Origin of the sequence: Streptomyces antnestii, from assembly GCF_004005495.1 — a bacterium.
Taxonomy (GTDB): domain Bacteria; phylum Actinomycetota; class Actinomycetes; order Streptomycetales; family Streptomycetaceae; genus Streptomyces; species Streptomyces antnestii.
Genome location: NZ_RZYA01000008.1, coordinates 158,214 through 179,193 on the forward strand (window position 1 = coordinate 158,214; position 20,980 = coordinate 179,193).

Here is a 20,980-nt window from a genome sequence, read left to right on the forward strand (position 1 = left end):
TCGATCGCTGCTTGCGGCCGATGGCAAAGCCGCGGGACGCGGAAGCGGACGGAAGCGGACGCGCGGCAAAGCCAACGCGCCCCCGCCGACAGAGCTTCAACTCAGGCTCGGTCGAGTGCCTCTGGCGTCAGTCCGCGACGACAGCCTCGGGCATGGGGGCGGCGTCGCGGACTCCCAGCCTCAGGTGTTCGACGTGATACAGGGCCTGGTCGAGGAGCTCGGCCACATGGTTGTCGTAGAGGGCGTAGACGATCGAGCGCCCGTGGCGTTCGCCGGTGACGAGTCCGAGGTTGCGCAGCAGGCGGAGCTGGTGGGAGCAGGCGGAGGCTTCCATGCCCACGGCGTCCGCGAGGTCGCTGACCGCGCAGGGGCCTTCTTGCAGTCTGGCCAGGATGTACAGCCGTGAGGGAGTGGCGAGGGCCTGGAGCATGGCGGCGACATCGGCGGTGCCGACGGCGTCGAGGCGCTCGCGGGTGCTGCTGCTGACGGTGTCGATTCCGTGGCCCATGCGGACATCATACCTATGACACATGAAGACCTATTCACATGTTCCTGTATGGTGGGTGTGTTGCCCCGTCCACCCGCGAAGGGTTGCTGTGTCATGTCTTCTGTCCTGGAACGACGGTCCGCACCGCCGCCGGCGGACCTCTCCCCCGCTCCGGCGAAGCGGCGCACGCGCGTCCTCGCTCTGCCCGAAGCCCGCTGGGCTCTGGCCTCCCTGCTCCTGTTCCTGATCGCCCTCCCGCTGCACCTCCTCGGCGCCCCGGTCTGGCTGTCGGGACCCCTGTTCGCCGCCACGTACATCACCGGCGGCTGGGAGCCGGGCTGGGAGGGACTCAAGGCCCTCAAGGACAAGACCCTGGATGTGGATCTGCTGATGGTCGTGGCCGCGCTCGGCGCCGCCGCGCTCGGGCAGGTCCTCGACGGGGCGCTGCTCATCGTCATCTTCGCCACGTCGGGCGCGCTGGAGGCGATCGCGACCGCGCGTACGGCCGACTCGGTCCGTGGCCTTCTCGATCTCGCCCCGAGCACGGCGACCCGGCTCCTGACGGATGGCACCGAAGAGACGGTCGCCGCCGAGGAGCTGCAGGTCGGGGACACCATTCTGGTCCGCCCCGGTGAGCGGGTCGGCGCGGACGGGCAGGTCCTCGACGGGGCCAGCGACGTCGATCAGGCCACCATCACCGGTGAGCCGCTGCCGGTGGCCAAACAGAAGGGCGACGAGGTGTTCGCCGGGACCGTGAACGGCACCGGCGCCCTGCGTGTGCGGGTCGAGCGCGACCCGTCGGACTCCGTCATCGCCAGGATCGTGCAGATGGTCGAGGAAGCCTCCGAGACCAAGGCACCCACCCAGCTGTTCATCGAGAAGATCGAGCAGCGGTACTCCATCGGCATGGTCATCGCCACCCTCGCCGTCTTCGCGGTCCCGCTCGCGTTCGGCTCCGCACTGCAGCCCGCGCTGCTCCGGGCGATGACCTTCATGATCGTCGCCTCGCCGTGCGCGGTGGTGCTCTCCACCATGCCGCCGCTGCTTTCCGCGATCGCCAACGCCGGGCGCCACGGCGTCCTCGCCAAGTCCGCCGTCGTCATGGAGCGCCTCGGACAGATCGACGCCGTCGCCCTGGACAAGACCGGAACCCTCACCGAAGGCACCCCCCGCGTCACCGACATCCGCCCGCTGCCCGGCACCCGGCTGACCGAGGACGCACTGCTGGCGCTCGCCGCCTCGGCCGAGCACCCCAGCGAACACCCGCTGGCCCGCGCCGTCGTCGACGCGGCGCGCGAACGCCGTCTGTCCCTGCACGAGACACTGGACTTCACCTCCACCCCCGGCCGGGGCGTGAGCGCCGGAGTCGACGGCCACACCGTCGAGGTCGGTTCCCCCGCCCGTCTGCTGCCCACCGCCCCCGACACGGTGCGCGACCTGGTCGAGGAGCTGGAGGTCACGGGGCAGACCGCGGTACTGGTGCTGCGCGACGGCGCCCCCGCAGGCGTGATCGGCATCGCCGACCGGCTGCGGCCGGACGCCGCCGCCACGGTGGCCGCCCTCACCGAACTGACCGGCCGCACACCGGTCCTGCTGACCGGCGACAACGAACGCGCCGCGCGGCACCTCGCCGCCCAGGTCGGCATCTCCGACGTCCGAGCGGGCCTCCTGCCCCAGGACAAGGTGGCCGCCGTCCAGAAGTGGGAGGGCGAGGAGCGCCGGGTGCTGGTCGTCGGCGACGGCGTCAACGACGCTCCGGCACTGGCCGCCGCCCACACCGGTATCGCCATGGGCAGGGCCGGCTCCGACCTCGCCCTCGAGACCGCCGACGCCGTCGTCGTACGCGACGAACTGGCCACCATCCCCAAGGTCGTGGCCCTCTCACGGGCCGCCCGGCGCCTGGTCGTCCAGAACCTCGTCATCGCGGGCGTGTTCATCACGACTCTGGTGGCCTGGGACCTCGTCGGCACCCTGCCGCTGCCGCTGGGTGTCGCCGGTCACGAAGGCTCCACCGTCATCGTCGGTCTCAACGGCCTCCGCCTCCTGCGCGAAGCGGCCTGGACGAACCCCGGCCGGCGAGGCACCGCATGAGCAAGCGCGCCCGCCGTACGGAGTCCGCCGGGCACGCCGGCGCGGCCCAGCCCACCGTCACGGTCTGCCGCGGCTGCTGCTGCGGCAGCGCCAAGGTCCCCGGCCTCGATCACGCCGCCCAACTCCGCGGTCTGCGCGAGGCGTTGGCCGGGACGGCGAAGATCCGGGTCACCGACTGCCTCGACGCGTGCGAGCGCGCCAACGTGGTCGTCGTCCAGCCCTCGGCCGCCGGCCGCAAGGCCGGTGGGCGCCCCGTCTGGCTCGGCCTGGTCAACGACGAGGACGCCACCGCCGACATCACCGCCTGGGTCGAGGGCGGCGGCCCCGGCCTGACCGAACCACCCGGCATCCTCGACCTGTACGCGTTCCGCCCCTCCCGGCGCGTGCAGGCCGAACTCCACGAGTAGCCCGCCCCGGCGGAGAGCGGAGAGCGGAGAGCGGAGAGCGGTGACCCACCGTGTCCCGGCCCACATCCACCCGGCCTGGACACGGCGTCACCTCACCGCACCTCACACCGGCAACGCCACCGGACGCAGCGCCAGATGCCCCGCCCGGTGCAGCCACGCCACCAATCCCGCGCAGACCAGTCCGGTCGCCGCCAGACAGGCCCACGGCAGCCAGCTCACGCCGGTGTCGAAGAGCGCCCCCACGGCCAGGTTGCCGAGGGAGATCGCAATGCCGGAGGCCGTGTTGTAGGCGCCGTAGTACGTCGCGACGAGCCGGTCGCCGGACAGCCGGACCACGGTGTCCATCTCGAAGGGGTAGAGCAGTGCACCACCCCAGGCCAGCAGTGCGGCGCAGAACAGGAGGGCGCCGGCCCCGATCACCGTGTCATGGGTCCCGGGCAGCAGCGGCAGGAACGCGGCGCCCATCACGACCAGTCCGCACGCGATGGCGCGGGGCCCGGCCATCGTCCGCTTCGCCCACGCGGTGAGTTTCAGCTGTCCCGACAGGGCGGCCAGCGCCGAGACCGCGAAGACCGCGCCCGTCACCAACCCCGTCCGCTCTCCGAAGAGTTCACGGGCGCGCAGCGGCAACGCGAGGTACACCTGGAAGGCGAGGACGTACGAGCCGGTCATCGCGGCGGCGAACAGGAGGAACGGCCGGTTGGCCGCGATCGTGCGCCAGTCGGTGGCGACCGCGCGCCAGGCGGGCTCGGCGCCGCGTTCGGCCGGGGGCCGGGCGGGGAGCGCACGGGCCTGGAGGACGGCGAGCGCTCCGAAGATAAGAGCGGCCACCGCGCAGACCGCGCTGAAGTCCCAGGCCAGCAGGGCAAGTCCGGCGAGCGGACCAATGAGGATGCCTGCCTGGTAGAAGACGTTGAAGGTGGCGAACGCCTCCACCCGGCGCTCCTCGCCCGCCTCCTGGGCCAGGTAGGCACGCACGGCCGGATTGAACAGCGCGCCCGCGAGCCCGGTCGCCGCGGAGGCGGCCAGCAGTGCGGGCAGGGTGTCGGCGACGCCGAGGAGCCCGAAGGCCGCGGTGCGCAGTGCGCAGCCGGCCAGGATCATCGGCTTGCAGCCGTAGCGGTCGGCGAGGGTCCCGCCGACGAGGAACATGCCCTGCTGGGACAGGTTGCGCACGCCCAGGACCAGGCCGACCATCCACGCCGCGAGCCCCAGCCCGTGGGCGAGGTGGTCGGCGAGGTAGGGCATCAGCATGTAGAAGGCGAGGTTGATCGCGAACTGATTGATCATCAGCAGGCGTACGGGGCGGTCGAACGAGGCCACTTGGGCGCGCAGGCCGCTCATCGGGTCGCCGCCGGTGTGTGTGCGGCGCCCGCCGTCGGGCGGCACAGCGGGTCGCGGACGGTGCGGCACCGCGTCCAGGTGACCACCTCGCGCTCGTCAGGTTCGTCGATCTCGTCGGGCCGGTCGGCCGGCCCGTCGGTCAGCAGGTCGTGTTCCCGGCACCAGGCGTCGTTGTAGATGGTCTCCAGGTAGCGGTGGGGGCCGTCGGGAAAGATCGCGGCGATGCGGGTCCCTTCCGGGTAGGCGCCGGCCGCCCAGCCGGCGACGCGGGCGACGGCCCCGACACTCCAGCCGCCGGACGCGTAGTGCCGTCGCGCCAGTTGCCGGCAGGCCCACACCGCCTCGGCCGGGGCGACCCAGTGGACCTCGTCGAAGGCCGCGTAGTCGACGTTCGAGGGATGGATGCTGGAGCCCAGGCCGCGCATCAGGCGGGGCCTGGCGGGCTGCCCGAAGATCGCGGATCCGGTGGAGTCGACGCCGATGAGGTCCATCGCGGGGAACGCCTGGCGCAGTACGCGAGCGGTCCCGGCCGAGTGTCCGCCGGTACCGACCGCGGCCACCAGCACGTCCACGCGGCCGAGTTGGACGATCAGTTCCGTGGCGAGGGACCGGTAGGCGGCGGCGTTGTCGGGGTTGTGGTACTGGTCCGGGCAGTACGCGCCGGGCGTGCGCGCCAGGAGTTCGGCGACCTTCTCGCGCCTGGCCTGCTGCCAGCCGCCGTCTGGGTGCGGCGTGCGGACCTGCTCGACGCGGGCGCCGTACGCCGTCAGCAGGCGGAGCATCGACTGCTCCATTCCGGGGTCGGAGACGATCGTCACCGGGTGGCCGTAGGTCAGTCCGGCGAGGGCGAGTCCGAGACCGAGGGTGCCGCTGGAGGACTCGACGACGGGGGCGCCGGGCGCCAGTTCGCCGCGTCGCCGGGCCTCTTCGACCATGTGGATGCCGGGCCGGTCCTTGATGCCTCCGGGGTTGGCGCCCTCGAGCTTGGCGTGGAAGCCCCGGCCGGGCGGGGCGAAGGGGGCGTCGACCCACAGCACGGGGCTGTTCCCGACGAGGCGGTGCGGGCGGTGGGCGGCTTCGGGGGCGATGAGCTTGAGGGACGGGTCGGGCAGGAACACGGGCATGGGTACGTTCATGGGTACGTTCATGGGTACGACTCCTTCGCGCCCGGGATCGCGTACGCGCAGGTGGGGGCGCTGGGTTCGACGGTTCTGTGGCACGCGGGCACACCCCGTTGTCCGGCAGGGCGGGACGTGGGTCAGGGGCGTGCGGGGGCGGCTACTGCCGTCGTACGCAGTGCAGGTCGAGGAGAGAGTCGTGCTCGGGTGGGGCCGCGGCCGCGGTGGTGTCCCGGGCAGCCGATCGCTTCGCCGGCGGCAGCGTCACGAGGGCCGCCGCGCCGGGCGCCAGCGGATCCGGGGACGCGGCCACCGCGGGGGTGTCGACGTCGGACGCCCGCGGGCGGTCCACGCTGTGGTCCACATGTCCGGTGCCCGAATGGTCGTGCCCGGGAGGTACCTCCCCCGCATGGTGGGGGCCGGCGGCCGGTCCGTGGTGTGCGCAGTGCGCGACGGTGGCGTCGACAAACGCCGCTCCGGCGGCCGGGCTCGCGTGCACCATGCCCGAGACATGCCACACGACGAGCAGCACCAGGCCGAGCAGCAGGGCCGCACGGCCCCGCCTTCGCCTGCCTGACGCCACGCTGCACACTCCGATCACATGCGCACCGTAATCGATGGGTGACTGCATGTCATATTGGCGACGGGGGACGCGTACGGCGTGGCGCAGGCGGCCTTGGCGGGCTCGGCGCGGCCGGTACGGAGGAGGGCTCGGCACGGCGCAGCGGGAGCACCGTCGCCACTTCCTCCTCTCCGCTACGACTCCGCCCCGTGACACACAATCAACTGCCTGTTTACAAAACATTGTTTACAACTCTCCGTCGGCGTGCGTACATTCGTGGCCCAAGCAGCAGCACCCCCCGCACCCCCAACCTCTGACCGAGTGGGCGTGACTCATGAAGAAACTGCGCTTGACGACCTGTGGAGTGGCCGCGACAGCCCTGGTGACCGTCGCCGGGTGCGGTATGAGCGGCGGCGCCGCGACCACTGGCGGTGGAGCTCCCGCCGTCCGCAGCATCGTGATCGACGAGCCGTTCGGCCCGGCCGCCGACTGGGCCCTGGAGACGGACGACGCGTTCGTCCTCTCCAAGGCCGGCTGTCTGGAGACCCTGGTGAAGTACGAGAGCGGCGGCACGCTCGCGCCGATGCTCGCCACCTCGTGGACTCAAGTGAAGCCCACCGTATGGAGGTTGACCCTTCGCCAGGGTGTGAAATTCCAGGACGGCACCCCGCTCGACGCAAAGGCAGTGGCCGGCGCGCTACGGCACGCCCTCAAGGTGAAGACGCCCGCCGCGGCCTTCTCCCCCGACACCGTTTCCGGCGTCAAGGCGGTGGGTTCCTCGACCGTCGAGGTGACGACCGTGAAGCCGGACGTCCTGCTCCCGCAGAGCCTGGCCAGCCCGAACACGGGCATCCTGGCGCCCAAGGCCTACGCGGCAGGTGCCATCGATCCGAAGGGCACGTGCACGGGCCCCTTCGCCATCACCAAGGAGATCCCGCAGCAGGCGATCGACCTCAAGCGCAACGCTTCCTACTGGGGCGGACATGTCCAACTGGCCTCCGCCGAGGTGCGGTTCATCGCCGACGGCGGAAAACGTGCCACGCAGGTGCGCACCGGTGAGGCGCAGATCGCACGGAAGATCCCGGTCACCAGCGTGCAGGAACTCAAGGGCCAGTCCGGCATCAGGACGAAGACCACCGAGCTGTCCCGCACCACCGAGCTGGTCCTCAACAACAAGAAGTCGCCGCTGGACACCACCAGGGTCCGCCAGGCGATCCAGGCCGCGGTCGACACCAAGGCGATCGCCGCCGCGGTCTACCCGGGTGTCTCCCGCCCGGCGGTCGGACCGTTCGCACCTGGTGACGCCTGGGCCCCCAAGGGCGCGAGGCCCGTCAAGGCCGACGTCACGAAGGCCAAGTCACTGCTGGCCCAAGCGGGCGTCGCCCCGTCCTCGCTCAAGCTGACGCTGCTCGCCTACAACGAGGGAGCCGGATTCGCCGACCTCGCCTCCGTCATCCAGAACCAGTTGAAGGCCATCGGCATCAAGGTCTCGATCAGGACCGGCGAGTACGCGTCGATGGAACCGGACCTCCTCGCCGGGAAGTTCGACATGGCGCTGCTGTCCCGGAACTACCTCGGGGACCTGCCCGACCCGTACGGCTTCCTCACCCAGGACTACACCTGCAAGGGCGCCTACAACCTCGCGCACCACTGCGATCCGAAGGTCGACGCACTCGTCAAGAAGGCCGGCGCCACGGCAAGCGCCACCGGCCGCTACGCCCTCTACGCGGACGTCGCCACCAGGCTCCAGTCCCGGGCCGTCGACGTCTTCCTGGTCCACGAGACCGAGTCCGTCGCCCTCGCCGGGGTGCGCGGCTACACCATCCAGCCCTACTACACCCTGACCGCCGACCTGTCACTCGGCGCCAAGTGAACCCCCGCAACGAAGGAGAACCGCAGATGACCGACTTCCGGCCCAAGTTCATCACCTTCGACTGCTACGGCACTCTCACCGCGTTCGGCATGTCCGCCCTCACCCGCACCCTCCTCGCCGACCGTGTCCCCGCGGACCGCATGGAGGACTTCCTCGACGACTTCGAGGCGTACCGCATCGACGAGGTGGTCGGCGCCTACCAGCCCTACCCCGAGGTCATCTGCAACGCCCTGCAGCGCGCGAGCAAGCTGTGGGGCATCGAGTACAGGGACGAGGACGGCCGGGCCATCGTGGACGCGGTGCCCAGCTGGGGCCCGCACCCGGACGTGCCGGAGGCGCTGCGGACGCTCGCCGCCCACTACCCGCTGGTCATCCTCTCGAACGCGGCCGACAGCCAGATCGGGGCGAACGTCGAGAAGCTGGGCGCCCCCTTCCACGCCGTCTTCACCGCCGAACAGGCACAGGCGTACAAGCCGCGCTTCCAGGCGTTCGAGTACATGCTGGACCAGCTCGGCTGCGGTACCGGCGACATCCTGCACGTCTCGTCCAGCCTGCGCTACGACCTCATCCCGGCCCACGACCTGCGGATCACCAACAAGGTCTACGTCAACCGGGGTTACGAGCCGAGCGTGCCGTACTACGGCTACGACGAGATCAGCGCGCTGACGGAACTCCCCGCGCTGCTCGGGCTGTGAGCGGCATGACCGGCGCCGCGCGTGACATCAAGACCGTTCCGTACTGGCTCGACACCGCCCCGGCCCGGCCCGACCGCACCGCTGCCGAGATCGACGGAAGCACCGACATCGCCGTCGTCGGCGCCGGCCTGACCGGCTTGTCCGCCGCCGTCCACCTCGCCCGCAAGGGTGCCCAGGTCACTGTCCTCGAACAGGAGACCGTGGGCTGGGGCGCCTCAGGGCGCAACGGCGGCATGTGCACCACGGGCCTGGCCATCGGCTTCCGTACGGCCGTCGCCCGTTACGGCATCCCCACCGCGAAGGCGTTCTACCTCGCGTACAACGACGCGATCGACACGGTGGAGAAACTCACCGTGGAGGAGGGCATCGACTGCGACTTCGCCCGCACCGGGAAACTCAACCTGGCGGCCAAACCCGCCCACTACGAGAACCTGGCCCGCACCCACGAGGCGCTCGCCGAACTCATCGGCTACGAGACCGAGTTGATCCCGCGTCACAAGCTCGGTTCGGAGATCGGCAGCGGCTACTACCACGGCGCGATGGCCGACCCCCAGGGCGCCGGGCTGCACGTCGGCAAGTTCGTGCGCGGCCTCGCGGACGCCGCCGAGCGGCTGGGCGTACGGATCCACGAGAAGGCCCCGGTCACCAAGGCGAAGCGCCTGCGCGGCACCCAGCACGACCTCACCACCCCGGCCGGCACCCTGCGGGCGGACAAGGTGCTCGTCGCCACCAGCGGCTACACCAGCTCGCCGTTCCGCTGGCTGCGCAACCGGATCGTGCCCGTCGGCAGTTTCATCATCGTCACCGAGCCCCTGGAGCAGCACGTCGTCGACGAGCTCATGCCCACCCGGCGCATGGCCTCGGACTCGCGCAACATCCTGTACTACTTCCGCATCACACCGGACAACCGGCTGCTGTTCGGAGGGCGGGCACGGTTCGCGATGTCGAACCCGCAGTCCGACCTGAAGAGCGGGCACATCCTGCGCAAGGGAATGGTGTCGGTCTTCCCACAGCTGGCGGGCGTGGGAATCGACTACTGCTGGGGCGGTCTCGTCGATCTGAGCCTCGACCAGATGGTGCACGCGGGCGAGCGGGACGGGCTGTTCTACTCCGTCGGCTACTCGGGACACGGCGTCCAGATGTCGACCCACATGGGCCGCCAGATGGCGGAGGTGCTCGACGGCCGGCCCGAGGCCAACCCCTGGCGGGGGATGCACTTCCCGCACGTGCCCGGGCACTACTTCGGGCCCCCCTGGTTCCTGCCGCTGGCCGGGGCCTACTACCGGGCGCTCGACGTCATCAAGTAGCGAGGAGGTGCGGGCACAATGGTCAGATTCGCTCTACGACGTCTGCTCGTCCTGGTCGTCGCACTGTTCACGGTGTCCGTCGTCACCTTCCTCGTGCCGTACGCGAGCGGCGGCGACCCGGTGCGCACCATCCTGCGTTCCCGGGTCGCCGGCCAGGCCCTCGATCCCTCCGCGGTAGAAGCGCTGCGCCACGACCTGGGACTCGACCAGCCCCTGATCCTGCAGTACCTGGACTGGCTGGGGCGTGCGCTGCACGGTGACTTCGGGCTCTCGTTCACCAGCCGCACCCCGGTCGACCAGCTCCTCGGCAGCGCGCTCGGTGTCTCGTTCACGCTGACCGCCGTCGCCCTCGGGGCCGCGTTCGTGGCCGCGCTGCCGCTCGGCACGCTCGCGGCCCTGCGCCCCGGCAAACGGGCGGACACGGCGGTGACGTTCCTGACGCAGAGCTTCGTCGCCGTCCCCGAGTACTGGCTGGCACCGATCCTCGTGCTGGTCTTCTCCCAGCATCTGGGCTGGCTGCCGTCGGCGGGCTGGCGCACACCGCAGTACCTCGTCCTGCCCGCCCTCACCCTCGCCCTGCGCCCCCTCGCCTACTTCACCCAGGTGACCAGGGCGGCGATGGTCGACGTGCTCAAGGCCCCGTACATCACCGCGGCCCGCGCCCGAGGGCTCAGCCAGCCGCAGACACTGCTCCGGCACGCTCTGCGCAACGGGCTGCTGCCGGTGATGACCCTGTTCTCGCTCTGGTTCGCGGGGCTCCTCGGCGGTTCCGTGGTGGTCGAGGTGATCTTCGCCGTGCCAGGGATGGGGCAGCTCGTCTACCGGGCGGTGGTCAACCACGACATCCCCATCATCCAGGCCGGGATCCTCAGCATCGTCGCCCTGGCCGTCCTCGTCACCACGGTCACCGACGTGCTGTACGCCCTCATCAATCCGGCTGTGAGGTTGCACGATGGCTCTGTCTAGCCCGGCCCTTCCCCGACAGCACGCCGGCCGCCTCGTACAAGGACTGCGGTTCGCCCGCGGCCGGCACTGGACCCTGCGGATCGGCGCGGTGGTGTTCGCGGCGGTCCTCGTCACCCTGCTCCTCACGCCCTGGATCGCGCCGTACGACCCGGCTGCCCAGGACCTCAACAACCGTCTGGCCAGCTTCAGTTCAGCGCACTGGCTGGGTACCGATCAGCTCGGCCGGGACCTGCTCAGCCGGCTCATGTACGGCGGCCGGTTCTCGGTCTCCATCGCCGCCGTCACGCTCCTTGCGTCGGCCGTCATCGGCACCCTGATCGGCGCTGTCAGCGCACGCCGCGGCGGACTGCTCGACGAGATCCTGATGCGCACGGTCGATCTGCTCATCGCCGTTCCCGACGTGATCGTCGCGCTGCTCCTGATCGCCGTGTTCGGCACCGGGTACGGCACACTGATCGCCGCCCTCACGGCGGTGGGCTGGACACCGTTCGCCCGGCTCATGCGCGGCCTCACGCTGGAGATCAACGCCAAGGGCTACATCGAGGCGGCGGAGACGCTGGGCTGTTCCAAGTCCTTCATCATCTTCCGGCACGTCGTCCCGAACGCGCTCCGGCCGATGCTGGCCGTCGGCTTCCTGCGCTTCGGGCACAAGCTGATCACCGTCGGCGGGCTTTCCTTCCTCGGCCTCGGAGTTCAGCCGCCCGACTCCGACTGGGGTGCGATGCTGCTCGACGCGCAGCCCTACATGGAACGCATGCCGATGCTGGTCGTCCTGCCGGGAGCGGCCATCTTCCTCACCGCGCTGAGTGTCACCATGATCGGCCAGGGCGCGGACTCCGCCCGCCCGCGACGCAGGACCGGCAGCAGCCAGAAGACCGCACCACCGACCACACGGGGAACGACGTCATGACCGACCATCCACTCCCGCCCACCACCGATCCGCTCGCGCCCACCGCCGACCCACTCACGCCCACCCTTGATTCGCTGCCGCCCGCAGCCACTCCGCGTGTGAGCCGGCGTACCCTCGCCACCACCGTGACGGAGCGGATCCGCGAGGGTGTGCACCGCGGCAACTTCCCGCCGGGCCACCAGTTCAACGAGGTCGAGCTGGCGGCACACCTGGGGGTGAGCCGGGGGCCGGTGCGGGAAAGCCTCCAACTCCTCGTACACGAAGGGTTGTTGGAGCGCCGACCGCACCGAGGAGTGTTCGTCCCCTTCCTCACCGAGACGGACATCGTCGACATCTTCTACGCACGGTTGGCCCTGGAGACCGCGGCTTTCAAGCGCGTCATCACCTCCCCCCGGCCGCCGGGTCTGATCGAGACACTCGATGCGACGGTCGACGCGATCGCGCAGGCCGCGGCGCAGGACGACTGGGAGGCGGTGGGGGATCTGGACCTCCGCTTCCACACCTCGGTCATCGAGGCGGCGGGCAGTCCCCGGCTCAGCCGCATGTACAGCAGCCTGATCTCCGAGACCCGGCTGTGCCTCAACATCATGGCCGACACCCACCCCGCCCGCGGCGACCTCCTGCACGAGCACCGTGAGCTGACCCAGCTCATCGCCGGCGACGACGTGGGTGCGGCGATCAAGACCCTCACCCAGCACTTCGACGAGGCCACGGTGACCTTGCGCAGGCGCCTGCGCGAGACCCAGGAGCAGCCGCCTCCTCCGCAGTTGCCCTACTCCTGACCCGCACGCCTCCGACCCCGCGCACCCCCTCCCCCGTACATCCGTGCCCCGTACAACCCTGCCCCGCACACCTCAGCCCCCGCACACACCTCCGCCCCGCACGCCTCTGCTCGTCGCGATCCAGCCAGCCAGAGGAGCTGCATCATGCACCTACGCCCGCGCACCTCCGCATCCACAGGGAAAGAGCCCGACCCGGCCACCGGCGCCCACCTCTCCATCAGCGACCTGCGCGTGGAGTTCGCCGACCACGCCCCCGCCGGCGGCACTCCCCCGGTGGACGGCCTCGATCTGACCGTGCGGTCCGGCCGGATCGTCGCTCTCGTCGGCGAGTCGGGATCCGGCAAGAGCCTCACCGCCCACGCCGTCACCGGCCTGCTGCCGGCCGGCGCGCACATCACCGCGGGCCGCATCACCCTGGACGACGAGGACCTGGCCGGCTGCTCCGCCGGACGCATGAACCACATCCGCGGCAACCAGGTCGCGATGCTGTTCCAGCAGCCCAAGGCCAGCCTCGATCCCACCGCCACGGTGCGCAGCCAGGTCGTGGAACCCCTGTGGCTGCGCCACGGCCTCAGCCGGCGCCAGGCACGCGCGCGGGCCGAGGAGTTGCTGCACGATGTCGGGATCGCCGACCCCGACCGGGTGGCGGATTCCTACGCGCATCAGCTGTCGGGCGGTATGGCGCAGCGCGTGATGATCGCCTCCGCCCTCGCCGGCGACCCCGGGCTGCTGATCGCGGACGAACCGACCACGGCCCTCGACGTCACCGTCCAGGCCCAGATCCTCGCCCTGCTGCGCCGCAAGCAGCGTGAGCGGGGCCTTTCGGTCCTGCTGATCACTCACGACCTCGGGATCGTCGCCTCGCTGGCCGATCGCGTGGCCGTCATGTACGCGGGCCACATCGTCGAGGAGAGCACCACCCAGGAGCTCTTCACCGACCCCCAACACCCTTACACCCGAGCGCTGTTGCGTGCTTCGCTGCTGCGGTCCGAGGACGGGCGCCTTTTCGCCATCGAGGGCAGTACGGCTCAGTCGCGCGGCCTCGACCACGGCTGCCGGTTCCGCCCACGGTGTCCGGTGGCGGAGGAACTCGGCATCTCCCACGCGTGCGAGGACACCGAACCGACGCTGCACACCTGCGGTGCCGATCACAGCAGCCGCTGCTGGGCGTCACCATCGCCGGACCGGATGGTGAGCGCATGACCGCGCCCGCCGCCCCCGTCGACCTGCCGATGCCCGTCTCGCGCACCCCGCTGGTTCGCGTCGACGGCCTGGTCAAGCACTACCCGGTCCGCGGCGGCGTGTTCGGCCGGGGCGGCAAGCGGGTCCACTCCGTGGACGGCGTCTCCCTGGAGATCGAGCGCGGCGAAGTCCTGGGCCTCGTGGGCGAGTCGGGGTGCGGCAAGAGCACGCTCGCCAGGGCGCTGCTGGGACTGACGCCGGTGGACTCCGGGCGCGTAATGTTCGACGGCACCGACGTCTCCCGCGCGACCGGCGGCCGGGAACGCAAGGCCTTGCGACGCTCGATGCAACTCGTCTTCCAGGACCCGCTGTCCGCCTTCGATCCCCGCATGCGCTTGGGCGTCAGCCTCGAAGCTCCACTGGCCCAGCACCGCCTGGGCACCCGTGAAGAACGCGGGCAACGCATTTCCAAGGTCCTCGCGCAGGTCGGACTCGACGACTCGTACGCCGGACGACTGCCGCACGAGTGCTCCGGCGGGCAGTTGCAACGGGCGGTCATCGCGCGGGCCCTGCTGCTGCGTCCCCGTTTCCTGGTGTGCGACGAACCCACGTCGGCGCTCGACGCCTCCAACCGCGCCCACATCCTCAACCTGCTCGTCGAGCTCAAGGACCGACTCGGGCTGACCCTCCTGATGATCTCCCACGACCTCAGGGTGGTACGGCACATCTGCGACCGGGTGGCCGTCATGTATCTCGGCAGAGTCGTCGAAGTGGCCCCGCGCCACCGGCTGTTCGAGCACCCGGCGCACCCGTACACCCAGGCCCTGCTGGCGTCCTCGCTGCCCGATTCGCCTCAGACCGACGGCACCGTCAGTACCTTCAGCACGCTGCGGGGCGAGCCGCCGAGCCCGCTGAGTCCGCCGTCGGGCTGCCGGTTCCACACCCGATGTCCCAAGGCCCAGGCGCGGTGTGCCGCGGAGGCTCCCGCGTGGAGCCCGGCGCAATCCGAGCAGCAGCATCACGTCGCCTGCCACTTCCCGGGCCCCTGACGCCCGTTCCGGCCCACCGGCACTGCGGCGCCACGACCATTCCTTCAGCCGTACGGGAGAGGACCCCGCATGTCCACGCACCATCACGATCACGCGCATGCTGATGCGCACGGCCACGCACACGAACACGGTGACGGTCACGGTCACGGTCACGCCGGTGATCACAGCCACGGCGATGGTCACGGCCACGCCCACCCGGGCGGCCTGCGCGGCGCGCTCCTGGAGATCTTCCGCCCGCACAGCCATGACGCCGCCGACTCGACCGACGCCGCTCTGGAGTCCTCCGACGAGGGCATCCGCGCCCTCAAGATCAGCCTGGTCGCCCTGCTGACCACGGCGGTCCTTCAGGTGATCGTCGTCGTGTTCTCCGGGTCGGTCGCCCTCCTCGGCGACACCATCCACAACTTCTCCGACGCGCTCACGGCCGTTCCGCTGTGGGTCGCCTTCGTGCTGGCGCGCCGCGCCTCGTCCCGCCGTTACACCTACGGCTACGGACGTGCCGAGGACCTCGCCGGAATCTTCATCGTCCTCATGATCGCGGCATCGGCGCTCGTCGCCGGCTGGGAGTCGGTGCAACGCCTGCGCCACCCCCAGGCCATCGACGACGTGTGGCTGGTCGCCGCGGCCGGCTTCATCGGCTTCGTCGGCAACGAACTCGTCGCCTCCTACCGCATCCGCGTGGGCCGCCGCATCGGCTCCGCCGCGCTCGTCGCCGACGGCCTGCATGCCCGTACCGACGGCCTCACCTCGCTCGCTGTCGTCCTCGGCGCGATCGGCGTCCTGCTCGGCTTCCCCCTGGCGGACCCGGTCATCGGCCTGCTGATCACCGTCGCCATCCTCATGGTGCTCCGCGGTGCCGCCCGCGACATCTACCGCCGGCTGATGGACGCCGTGGACCCGGACATCGTCACCACCGCGGAGCAGCACATCGCCGGCGTGGAGGGTGTCGTCCGGATCGAGGCCGTGCGCATGCGCTGGCTCGGGCACAGGATGCACGCCGAGGTGGCCGTGCTCGTCGACCGCGAGAAGTCCCTCGTCGAGGGCCACGACATCGCCCAACAGGTACGGCACACCTTGCTGCACCACGTACCCAGACTCCAGGACGCCCTTGTGCATGTGAGTCCGAGCGACGACGGCGGACACGACGCCCACGAAGCGGTCGCCCACCACTTCGAGAAGGTGTCGTGATGACGCCGCACATCGACACGACGCTGGACTCGTCACGCACCTCAAGCACCTCAAGCACCTCACTGACCTGGCAACCGCCCGCCGGCGCGCTGTGGTCCGGTATTTGGGTGGACGGCAAGGTGTCCTTCGCCGTGCACGACCCCGAGGACGACAGCCTCCTCGGCTACGTCACGGACGCGGACGAAGCCGAAGTCGACGAGGCGGTCCGAGCGGTGGCCGCCGCCACGCACGGCTCGCCCTGGCCGGTGTGGCAGCGGCGCGAGGCGCTCACCGCGGCTGCCAGGCTGGTCCTGGACCGCCGCGAACTGCTGACCGAGGTCATCTCACGGGAGAGCAGCAAGACCGTACGGGAGGCGGACGCCGAGATCTCTCGCGCCGCCGAGACGCTCCGCCTGTCCGCCGACCAGGCCGGCCACCTCACCGGGGAGACGCTTCCCTTCGCCGACACACCACGCGGCGAGGGGCGGCTCGGGTGGTACACCCGCGAGCCGGTCGGCGTGGTCGCCGCCATCACACCCTTCAACGATCCGCTCAACCTGGTGGCCCACAAGCTCGGCCCGGCCCTGGTGGCAGGCAACGGCGCCGTCCTCAAACCCGCCGAACGCACCCCCCTCACCGCGCTGGCCTTAGCCGAGATCCTGCTCGACGCGGGCGTGCCCGCGCAGCGTCTCGCCGTCGTGCCGGGCTCCGGTCACCGCGCCGGGGCGGCGTTGGCCGGCCATCCGATCGTCGACCTCGTCTCGTTCACCGGCGGCCACCGGACCGGGGAGGCCGTGGCCCGCGCGGCCGGAGCGAAGAAGACCCTCATGGAACTCGGCGGCAACAACGCCGTCCTGGTCCTGGCAGACGCGGACTGGCGGCTCGCGGCCCGGTCCGTGGTCGAGGGCGCGTTCGGCGTGGCCGGACAGAACTGTCTGTCCGTCCAACGGGTGTTTGTCGCGGCTGCGTTGATACAACGCTTCGTCGAGCACGTGGCGGCCAGGACCCACGCGCTGCGTGTGGGTAGCAAGACGGATCCCCGTACAGACGTCGGCCCACTCATCGACGTACGAGAAGCGATGCGGGTAGAGGAGTGGGTGGAAGAGGCGCAGCGAGGCGGTGCAATCGCCCGCGCCGGCGCGCGCCGCGAGGGGGCCTTCTACTGGCCGACCGTACTGACCGACGTCCCCGCGCACGCACGGCTGATGAGCGAGGAGGTCTTCGGTCCCGTCGTGACGGTCCAGCCCTTCGACACCGTGAGTGAGGCCGTCGAGCAGGCGAACGCCACCGCCTACGGCCTCCAGGCAGGTGTCTTCACCCAGGACCTGGACCGGGCCGTGACGATTGCGGGAGCACTGCGCGTGGGCGCCGTGATGATCAACGAAAGCAGCGACTTCAGAATCGACGCCATGCCCTTCGGCGGCCCGAAGCACTCGGGTGTGGGCCGTGAGGGCATCCGATCCGCCGTGGAGGCGATGACCGAACCGAAGGTGGTCGCCATCAGGCGTCAAACCGCCAAGGCGATTTGACGGGTTGCCTGTTCTTGGGCGACGGCCAATGGTTGGTCGCAGGCATGGCGCAAGACGAAGCCGCTCGCGGATGCGCAGGACGCAAAAAAGCTGTCGCGGCGTCCTTGATCATCCTGATACGACATGAGGGTGGCTACTAAAGCGCTGGATCCCACAGACCGTCTGCTCGCCGAGCGTGCTTGTGAACGCCTCATCGTCGAGTTCGTCCACAAGCTCGACCTCGGTGACCCGGGCGACGTGGCCGATCTGTTTACGGATGCCGGGTTTTGGGAGTGGGCGGAGGGCGACCGTCGGATCCAGGGCCGTGATGCACTTCGGTCGTATTTCGCCGGCCGACCTGCGGACCGGCTCTCGCGCCGGATATGCACGAACATCCTGGTCACCGTCACATCCGAGGCGACAGCCACCGCGACCACATACTTCACGACCTACCGTGTTGACGGATATACCGGTGGTTTCGTCCCGCCGCGGGCCCCGACGCAGGTCGGCCATTACGAGGACTCGTTCTGCAAGGTCGAAGACCGTTGGCTCCTCAGCTCTCGGTCCTTGTACCTGGCCTTTGCAGGACCGACCGAGCGGCTCGAAGCAGCAGCCGAGCCACGTTCGAACTGAAGCAGGACGAGGTCAGCTCAGCCGCAAGGGACAAGATCGCGAGCCAGGACGCCTTGGCCCACGAATGAGACATGCCGACAAAGGCCTGGCCACCACGCCGGAACGGACCACTCCGAATGGGAACCCACAGCAGCGGCGCCAGCTCGCCGAGCCGCCGACCACCTGTACGAAGTCTTCGAACCGACCACCCACACCGAGTCGTGGGCGGACCCGCTGCGGGACTGCCGTAGGCGCGGCATGCGCGACCCCGAGCTGATCGTCGGCGACGGAGCGAAGGGCCTGTGGAAGGCCCTCGGGCTCAGTGGCGTTGCGGCTGGGAGTTCCTTTGGGTTCGCCGCTCTCGCCGTACAGGGCCTTTGAATCATCGGGGCCCCGGTAGTTCGACCAGGTGGGACAGGCGCGCCCGGTGGTCGCCGCCGGTGCCGAAGGCGATCTGGTCGGCCTTCGCACGCTTCAGGTACAGGTGCAGCGGGTGCTCCCAGGTCATGCCGATGCCGGCGTGCAGCTGGATCGCCTCCTCCGCCGCCTTCACCGCGAGGTCGCTGCAGTAGGCCTGCGCGACGGTGGCGGCGATCTCCCCGTCCGGGTCGCCGGCCGCCAAGGTGGCCGCGGCGTAGCGGGCGGCGGCGCCGGCCGACTCGACCCCGGCTCGACGCCGTCGGCCTCGAGCCACGCCGCGATCGAGTCGCGGACCGGGCCGGTGAGGACACCGCCGTAGTCGAAGACCACGGCTTCCACGGGTGTTGTCATCGCCGCGCCCCTGCTCCTCGAGCCGCCGCTGAAGCTTGCAGCCCGGCGCGGTCGGCGCCGGTGACGGCAACGCCCTTGTCACGTACCGGCATCAGACACCTCCGGTCAGCAGCACACCGCCGTCGACGACCAGCAGCTGCCCTGTCATCCAGGCGGCATCCTCGGAGAGCAGGAACGCGACGACGCTGCCGATGTCCTCCGGTACGCCGAGCCGCTTGAGCGGGTACGTCGCCGCGATCTCGTCCTCCCTGTCCTCGTAGAGGGCGGTGGCGAACTTGGTCTTCACGACGGCCGGGGCGACCGCGTTCACCCGGATGTCCGGGCCGAGCTCGACTGCGAGCTCCTTGGTGATGTGAGTGAGCATCGCCTTGCTGGCTCCGTAGAAGCCGATGCCGGGCGCGGGCTTGACCCCGGCCACCGAGGAGACGTTGACGACCGCGCCGCCGTGGTCCTTCATCCAGGCCTGGTGGACCTGCTGCACCCACGACAGGGCGGCGATGCAGTTGACCTCGAAGATCTTGCGGGCGGCGGCAAGGTCCATCTCGACCATCGGGCCGTACACCGGGTTGATGCCGGTGTTGTTGACCAGCAGGTCGGCGCTGCCGAAGGTGTCGATCGCACGCTTGACGACCTCTGCCTGGTGGTCGGCGTCGTCCGCGCGGCCCGCGATGCCGAGCGCGTGCTCGGGGCCGCCGAGCCGGGCGACGGCCTCCTCGAGCGCCTCCGGCTTACGAGCGGTGATGACCACCTTGGCACCCTCGGCCACCAGCCGCTCGGCAATGGCAAGCCCGATGCCCCGGCTGGCGCCGGTGACAATCGCCGTCCGTCCCGCGAACTTCCCAGTCATGGCTGCCCTTCCTCTCGTCTCAGGTCCGACCTGGCCTTCTGTCGCGGTCACGAGAGGCGCTCCAGCACCATCGCCATGCCCTGTCCGCCGCCGACGCACATGGTCTCCAGGCCGAACTGCTTGTCGCGCCACTGCAGCGAGTTGATGAGGGTGCTGGTGATCCGGGCGCCCGTCATGCCGAAGGGGTGGCCGACGGCGATCGCGCCGCCGTTGACGTTCAGTCGGTCCTCGTCGATACCCAACTCCCGGGCGGACGCGATGACCTGGGCGGCGAAGGCCTCATTGATCTCGACCAGGTCGATGTCGCCGATGGTCAGACCGGCCCGCTCCAAGGCCCGCTTGGAGGCCTCGACCGGGCCCAGGCCCATGATCTCCGGGGAGAGGCCCGAGACGCCGGTGGAGACCACCCGGGCCAGCGGGGTGAGGCCCAGCTCACGGGCCTTGGTGTCCGACATGATGACGACCGCGGCGGCACCGTCGTTGAGCGGGCAGCAGTTGCCCGCCGTCACGGTGCCGTCGGGCCGGAAGACCGGCTTCAGCGCGGAGACCGCCTCCAGCGTGACCCCGGCACGCGGGCCGTCGTCCTTGGACACCACGGTGCCGTCCGGCAGCGTGACCGGGGTGATGTCGCGCTCCCAGAAGCCGTCGGCGATCGCCTTCTCGGCGAGGTTCTGGCTGCGCACACCGAACGCGTCCTGCTCCGCGCGGCTCACACCCTTGAACTGTGCGACGTTCTCGGCCGTGTGGCCCATCGCGATGTAGGCGTCCGGCAGCAGGCCCTGAGTACGCGGGTCCGCCCAGGTTCGACCGCCGGCGGCGAACTGCTCGGTGCGGGACTGCGCCTCGGCGAAGAGCGGGTTCTTGGTGTCGGGCAGGCCGTCCGCATTGCCCTTGGTGTAGCGGCTGACCGTCTCCACGCCGGCGGAGATGAACACATCCCCCTCACCCGCCTTGATCGCGTGCAGCGCCATCCGGGTGCTCTGCAGGCTGGACGAGCAGTAGCGATTGACCGTGGTGCCCGGCACCTCGTCCAGGCCCGCCAGGACAGCAACGATCCGACCCAGGTTGAAGCCGGCCTCACCGGCCGGCTGACCGCAGCCGAGCACCAGGTCGTCGATCGTCCTCGGGTCGAGCTCGGGGACCTTGGCGAGGGCCGCCCGGACCATCTGGACCGCGAGGTCGTCGGGACGCATGTCTTTCAAGGAGCCCTTGTGGGCCCGCCCGATCGGCGAGCGGGCGGTGGCGACGATGACGGCTTCAGGCATGATCCCCCTTTCACAAACTAAGCGGTTGCTTAGCAAA

Annotated in this window: 19 protein-coding genes and 1 pseudogene; 13 read left to right on the forward strand and 7 right to left on the reverse strand. The window is 70.4% G+C overall.

Going from position 1 to position 20,980, the window contains the following annotated elements; genetic code table 11:
* Positions 1 to 127 precede the first annotated feature (127 nt).
* Complete coding sequence (locus tag EOT10_RS18925) at positions 128 to 508, reverse strand: ArsR/SmtB family transcription factor (RefSeq protein WP_127829412.1); 381 nt, start codon at positions 506 to 508, stop codon at positions 128 to 130.
* 93 nt (positions 509 to 601) lie between these two features.
* On the opposite strand from EOT10_RS18925, the gene EOT10_RS18930 reads away from it, so the two are divergent.
* Complete coding sequence (locus EOT10_RS18930; protein ID WP_127829413.1) at positions 602 to 2,578, forward strand: heavy metal translocating P-type ATPase; 1,977 nt, start codon at positions 602 to 604, stop codon at positions 2,576 to 2,578.
* Positions 2,575 to 2,985 (forward strand): (2Fe-2S) ferredoxin domain-containing protein, encoded by a 411-nt coding sequence (locus EOT10_RS18935; RefSeq protein ID WP_127829414.1) that lies wholly within the window; start codon positions 2,575 to 2,577, stop codon positions 2,983 to 2,985. The genes EOT10_RS18930 and EOT10_RS18935 overlap by 4 nt, the downstream gene beginning before the upstream one ends.
* Before the next feature lie 102 nt (positions 2,986 to 3,087).
* Here EOT10_RS18935 and EOT10_RS18940 read toward each other — a convergent pair whose 3' ends face one another.
* From EOT10_RS18940 to EOT10_RS18950, 3 genes are all read right to left on the reverse strand, one after another.
* Entirely contained in the window at positions 3,088 to 4,329 is a 1,242-nt protein-coding gene (locus tag EOT10_RS18940; RefSeq protein ID WP_127829415.1) for an MFS transporter, read from the reverse strand.
* On the reverse strand, positions 4,326 to 5,477 hold the full coding sequence (locus EOT10_RS18945; protein WP_223281066.1) for a PLP-dependent cysteine synthase family protein: 1,152 nt from the start codon (positions 5,475 to 5,477) through the stop codon (positions 4,326 to 4,328). The genes EOT10_RS18940 and EOT10_RS18945 overlap by 4 nt, the downstream gene beginning before the upstream one ends.
* A gap of 130 nt (positions 5,478 to 5,607) precedes the next feature.
* Positions 5,608 to 6,030 carry a hypothetical protein gene (locus EOT10_RS18950; RefSeq protein ID WP_127829416.1) on the reverse strand — a complete coding sequence of 141 codons (423 nt, stop codon included), beginning with the start codon at positions 6,028 to 6,030 and terminating at the stop codon, positions 5,608 to 5,610.
* A gap of 313 nt (positions 6,031 to 6,343) precedes the next feature.
* Between EOT10_RS18950 and EOT10_RS18955 the strand changes: the two genes are divergently transcribed.
* The 11 genes from EOT10_RS18955 (at position 6,344) to EOT10_RS19005 (ending at position 18,081) form a co-directional block, all read left to right on the forward strand.
* Positions 6,344 to 7,882, forward strand: a complete 1,539-nt coding sequence (locus tag EOT10_RS18955) for an ABC transporter substrate-binding protein (protein ID WP_223281067.1) — start codon at positions 6,344 to 6,346, stop codon at positions 7,880 to 7,882.
* Positions 7,883 to 7,908: 26 nt separating this feature from the next.
* On the forward strand, positions 7,909 to 8,577 hold the full coding sequence (locus EOT10_RS18960; RefSeq protein WP_127829417.1) for a haloacid dehalogenase type II: 669 nt from the start codon (positions 7,909 to 7,911) through the stop codon (positions 8,575 to 8,577).
* A gap of 26 nt (positions 8,578 to 8,603) precedes the next feature.
* Positions 8,604 to 9,884, forward strand: coding sequence for an NAD(P)/FAD-dependent oxidoreductase (locus tag EOT10_RS18965; protein ID WP_127829553.1), 1,281 nt, complete (start codon positions 8,604 to 8,606; stop codon positions 9,882 to 9,884).
* A gap of 18 nt (positions 9,885 to 9,902) precedes the next feature.
* Positions 9,903 to 10,850: an ABC transporter permease gene (locus EOT10_RS18970; protein WP_127829418.1), complete on the forward strand. Its 948-nt coding sequence runs from the start codon at positions 9,903 to 9,905 to the stop codon at positions 10,848 to 10,850.
* Positions 10,837 to 11,760, forward strand: coding sequence for an ABC transporter permease (locus EOT10_RS18975; RefSeq protein WP_127829419.1), 924 nt, complete (start codon positions 10,837 to 10,839; stop codon positions 11,758 to 11,760). Before EOT10_RS18970 ends, EOT10_RS18975 begins: the two co-directional genes overlap by 14 nt.
* Positions 11,757 to 12,542: a GntR family transcriptional regulator gene (locus tag EOT10_RS18980; RefSeq protein ID WP_127829420.1), complete on the forward strand. Its 786-nt coding sequence runs from the start codon at positions 11,757 to 11,759 to the stop codon at positions 12,540 to 12,542. The genes EOT10_RS18975 and EOT10_RS18980 overlap by 4 nt, the downstream gene beginning before the upstream one ends.
* A 144-nt stretch (positions 12,543 to 12,686) precedes the next feature.
* The gene (locus EOT10_RS18985; protein WP_127829421.1) at positions 12,687 to 13,745 is read left to right on the forward strand and encodes an ABC transporter ATP-binding protein; all 1,059 of its coding nucleotides are present in this window, start codon (positions 12,687 to 12,689) and stop codon (positions 13,743 to 13,745) included.
* Positions 13,742 to 14,773: an ABC transporter ATP-binding protein gene (locus EOT10_RS18990; RefSeq protein WP_127829422.1), complete on the forward strand. Its 1,032-nt coding sequence runs from the start codon at positions 13,742 to 13,744 to the stop codon at positions 14,771 to 14,773. Before EOT10_RS18985 ends, EOT10_RS18990 begins: the two co-directional genes overlap by 4 nt.
* A gap of 69 nt (positions 14,774 to 14,842) precedes the next feature.
* On the forward strand, positions 14,843 to 15,961 hold the full coding sequence (locus tag EOT10_RS18995) for a cation diffusion facilitator family transporter (RefSeq protein WP_127829423.1): 1,119 nt from the start codon (positions 14,843 to 14,845) through the stop codon (positions 15,959 to 15,961).
* Positions 15,961 to 17,469 (forward strand): aldehyde dehydrogenase family protein, encoded by a 1,509-nt coding sequence (locus tag EOT10_RS19000; protein ID WP_127829424.1) that lies wholly within the window; start codon positions 15,961 to 15,963, stop codon positions 17,467 to 17,469. The genes EOT10_RS18995 and EOT10_RS19000 overlap by 1 nt, the downstream gene beginning before the upstream one ends.
* Before the next feature lie 123 nt (positions 17,470 to 17,592).
* Complete coding sequence (locus EOT10_RS19005) at positions 17,593 to 18,081, forward strand: nuclear transport factor 2 family protein (protein WP_127829425.1); 489 nt, start codon at positions 17,593 to 17,595, stop codon at positions 18,079 to 18,081.
* Between the two features lie 361 nt (positions 18,082 to 18,442).
* Here EOT10_RS19005 and EOT10_RS42005 read toward each other — a convergent pair.
* The 3 genes and pseudogenes from EOT10_RS42005 to EOT10_RS19020 all read right to left on the reverse strand — a co-directional run.
* A pseudogene (locus tag EOT10_RS42005) lies at positions 18,443 to 18,724 on the reverse strand (acyl-CoA dehydrogenase family protein); the annotation flags it as partial.
* Between the two features lie 198 nt (positions 18,725 to 18,922).
* The gene (locus EOT10_RS19015) at positions 18,923 to 19,678 is read right to left on the reverse strand and encodes an SDR family oxidoreductase (protein ID WP_127829427.1); all 756 of its coding nucleotides are present in this window, start codon (positions 19,676 to 19,678) and stop codon (positions 18,923 to 18,925) included.
* A 47-nt stretch (positions 19,679 to 19,725) separates the two neighbouring features.
* The gene (locus EOT10_RS19020; protein ID WP_127829428.1) at positions 19,726 to 20,943 is read right to left on the reverse strand and encodes an acetyl-CoA C-acetyltransferase; all 1,218 of its coding nucleotides are present in this window, start codon (positions 20,941 to 20,943) and stop codon (positions 19,726 to 19,728) included.
* Between the last annotated feature and the right edge of the window lie 37 nt (positions 20,944 to 20,980).

Bases quoted from the DNA above. Each gene is read 5' to 3' on its own strand.
- EOT10_RS18960 (WP_127829417.1), top strand. From the start codon at position 7,909: ATGACCGACTTCCGGCCCAAGTTCATCACCTTCGACTGCTACGGCACT.
- EOT10_RS18925 (WP_127829412.1), bottom strand. From the start codon at position 508: ATGGGCCACGGAATCGACACCGTCAGCAGCAGCACCCGCGAGCGCCTC.
- EOT10_RS18935 (WP_127829414.1), top strand. From the start codon at position 2,575: ATGAGCAAGCGCGCCCGCCGTACGGAGTCCGCCGGGCACGCCGGCGCG.
- EOT10_RS18990 (WP_127829422.1), top strand. From the start codon at position 13,742: ATGACCGCGCCCGCCGCCCCCGTCGACCTGCCGATGCCCGTCTCGCGC.
- EOT10_RS19000 (WP_127829424.1), top strand. From the start codon at position 15,961: ATGACGCCGCACATCGACACGACGCTGGACTCGTCACGCACCTCAAGC.
- EOT10_RS18955 (WP_223281067.1), top strand. From the start codon at position 6,344: ATGAAGAAACTGCGCTTGACGACCTGTGGAGTGGCCGCGACAGCCCTG.
- EOT10_RS18980 (WP_127829420.1), top strand. From the start codon at position 11,757: ATGACCGACCATCCACTCCCGCCCACCACCGATCCGCTCGCGCCCACC.
- EOT10_RS19015 (WP_127829427.1), bottom strand. From the start codon at position 19,678: ATGACTGGGAAGTTCGCGGGACGGACGGCGATTGTCACCGGCGCCAGC.
- EOT10_RS18945 (WP_223281066.1), bottom strand. From the start codon at position 5,477: ATGAACGTACCCATGAACGTACCCATGCCCGTGTTCCTGCCCGACCCG.
- EOT10_RS19020 (WP_127829428.1), bottom strand. From the start codon at position 20,943: ATGCCTGAAGCCGTCATCGTCGCCACCGCCCGCTCGCCGATCGGGCGG.
- EOT10_RS18975 (WP_127829419.1), top strand. From the start codon at position 10,837: ATGGCTCTGTCTAGCCCGGCCCTTCCCCGACAGCACGCCGGCCGCCTC.
- EOT10_RS19005 (WP_127829425.1), top strand. From the start codon at position 17,593: ATGAGGGTGGCTACTAAAGCGCTGGATCCCACAGACCGTCTGCTCGCC.
- EOT10_RS18970 (WP_127829418.1), top strand. From the start codon at position 9,903: ATGGTCAGATTCGCTCTACGACGTCTGCTCGTCCTGGTCGTCGCACTG.
- EOT10_RS18985 (WP_127829421.1), top strand. From the start codon at position 12,687: ATGCACCTACGCCCGCGCACCTCCGCATCCACAGGGAAAGAGCCCGAC.
- EOT10_RS18940 (WP_127829415.1), bottom strand. From the start codon at position 4,329: ATGAGCGGCCTGCGCGCCCAAGTGGCCTCGTTCGACCGCCCCGTACGC.
- EOT10_RS18930 (WP_127829413.1), top strand. From the start codon at position 602: ATGTCTTCTGTCCTGGAACGACGGTCCGCACCGCCGCCGGCGGACCTC.
- EOT10_RS18995 (WP_127829423.1), top strand. From the start codon at position 14,843: ATGTCCACGCACCATCACGATCACGCGCATGCTGATGCGCACGGCCAC.